Annotated in this window: 2 protein-coding genes; both read right to left on the reverse strand. The window is 66.2% G+C overall.

Features of this window, described 5'->3' with window-relative positions; translation table 11 throughout:
* On the reverse strand, nucleotides 1-1,127 hold a 1,127-nt coding region (topA, locus tag AC1VAN_RS19760; RefSeq protein WP_480986531.1), incomplete at its 3' end, for a type I DNA topoisomerase.
* Between the two features lie 222 nt (nucleotides 1,128-1,349).
* Nucleotides 1,350-2,109 (reverse strand): RDD family protein (locus AC1VAN_RS19765; protein WP_480986532.1); only part of this gene is annotated, 760 nt, incomplete at its 5' end.

Here is a 2,109-nt window from a genome sequence, read left to right on the forward strand (position 1 = left end):
GTCAGGAACCGCGCGACCTGGGCCGGGGTGCGCAGTGCCGATGTCGGGCGCACCGCTTCGTGCGCTTCCTGGGCGTTCTTGGACTTGGTCTGGTAGGTGTTGGGCTGGTCGGGCAGCGAGGCGATGCCGTAATCACGGGCAATCACGTCGCGGATTTCAGCCAGCGCGTCCTGCGACAGGTTCACCGAGTCGGTACGCATGTACGAGATCAGGCCGACCGTGCCTTCGTCGCCGCCGATGTCCACGCCTTCGTACAGCTTCTGCGCGACCTGCATGGTCTTGCGCGTGGTGAAACCGAGCTTGCGCGAGGCTTCCTGCTGCAGCGTGGAGGTGGTGAATGGCGGCGCGGGGCGGCGCTTGCGCTCCTTGCTGGCCACGTCTGTGACATGCAGGGCGCCCTGTGCGGCCTGCTGGATGCGCAGGCGGGCGGCCTCGGCGGTGTCGCCGTCGGTGACGGTGAACTGCTCGAACTTCTGCCCGTCCAGCTTGACCAGCTTGGCGTTGAAATGCTGCGAGGGGTGCGCGCACTCGGCGGCGATCGACCAGTACTCGCGGGCGATGAAGGCTTCGATCTCTTCCTCGCGCTCGACGATCATGCGCAGCGCCGGGCTCTGCACGCGGCCTGCCGACAGGCCGCGCTGGACCTTGCGCCACAACACCGGCGACAGGTTGAAACCGACCAGGTAGTCCAGCGCGCGGCGCGCCTGCTGGGCGTCGACCAGGTCGCTGGCGATCTCGCGCGGCTGGCTGATGGCTTCCTTGATCGCGCGCGGGGTGATCTCGGTGAACACCACGCGCTGCATCGGCTTGTCCTTGACCAGCCCGCGCTCCTTCAGGATCTCGGCGATATGCCAGCTGATCGCTTCACCCTCGCGATCCGGGTCGGTCGCCAGCAGGATGTCGTCGGCGCCCTTTGCGGCCTTGGCGATCGCATCGACATGCTTTTCGTTCTTCTCGATCACGTCGTAATGCATGGCGAACCCGTTGTCCGGGTCAACCGCGCCTTCCTTCGGGATCAGGTCACGCACGTGCCCATACGAGGCCAGGACCGTGTAGTCCTTGCCGAGGTATTTGTTGATCGTCTTGGCTTTGGCCGGCGATTCAACGATGAGCAGGTGCTTGGGCATGGCAGCAGGGTCTGTGGGTAAGCCGCGGGGAAGGGCCGCTAGGGTGGAGCAAACGGCCGCATTAGTGAAGCGGCCACGGGCAAATCAATAAACTGAACGCCCGGGACTGTGCCGGGCGTTCAGGTTTCACCTTATTAGAGGAATCACGCCCGGCCTGCCATTGTCAAGCAGGGGGGCGTGAGGATGGCCGTCCGCGACGGCGCATTGGCCCTCGATCCGCGATCACGACGCCATGTTGGCGATGACGCCGACGGCGAAGATGATCGCGGCGAAACCGGCCAGCATCAGCAGGCCGCCCAGCACCAGGATCACGATGGTCACCGTGCCCATCTCGCGGCGCTGCAGCTGCGGCTGGTCGGTATAGGCCCAGCGGTCGACCACCACCGTGTCGCAGATCAGGTCATGCAGGCCCTGCTTGCGCTCGGTGAAGGCGGCCATCAGGTAGCCGATGCACAGTGTCAGGCCACTGAGGATGGTGGCGAAATAGCGGCCGATGCTGCGGCCCAGGGTCAGGCGATCGCCATTGCCGCGCACGACCTTGATGCCGATGGCCATCTTGCCGAGGGTGGCACCGCCGCGGGAGGCATGGAACCAGCCGTAGTAAGCGGCGGCGATGAACAGGCCGGCCAGGCCACTGATCAGCTGGGTGACCACTTCAACCGCTGTTTCGCCGCTGCCGGCAGCACCCATGCCCGCGCCGAGCACGAAGCCCAGTACGCCACCGACCACGCCGCTGGGAATCAGCAGGACGAAGTAGTCGATCAGGTAGGCGGCAAAGCGCTTCCAGAAGCCGGCATAGACCACCTCGCCGCCATGCACCGGCTGCGAGTAGTCACTGCCGCCTGCACCGGGCGCGGTGTACGGCGAGCTGCTGAGGGCGCCGGTGCCCGGCAGGGGCGCGGTGCCGTTGTCGATCGCGGCGTAGTCGTTGCGCAGGTCGAAGCCACCGGTGGCGGTGGACGTGCTGGCATCGGCCAGGGTC

The organism is Stenotrophomonas sp. 05L44_2 (assembly GCF_056665995.1).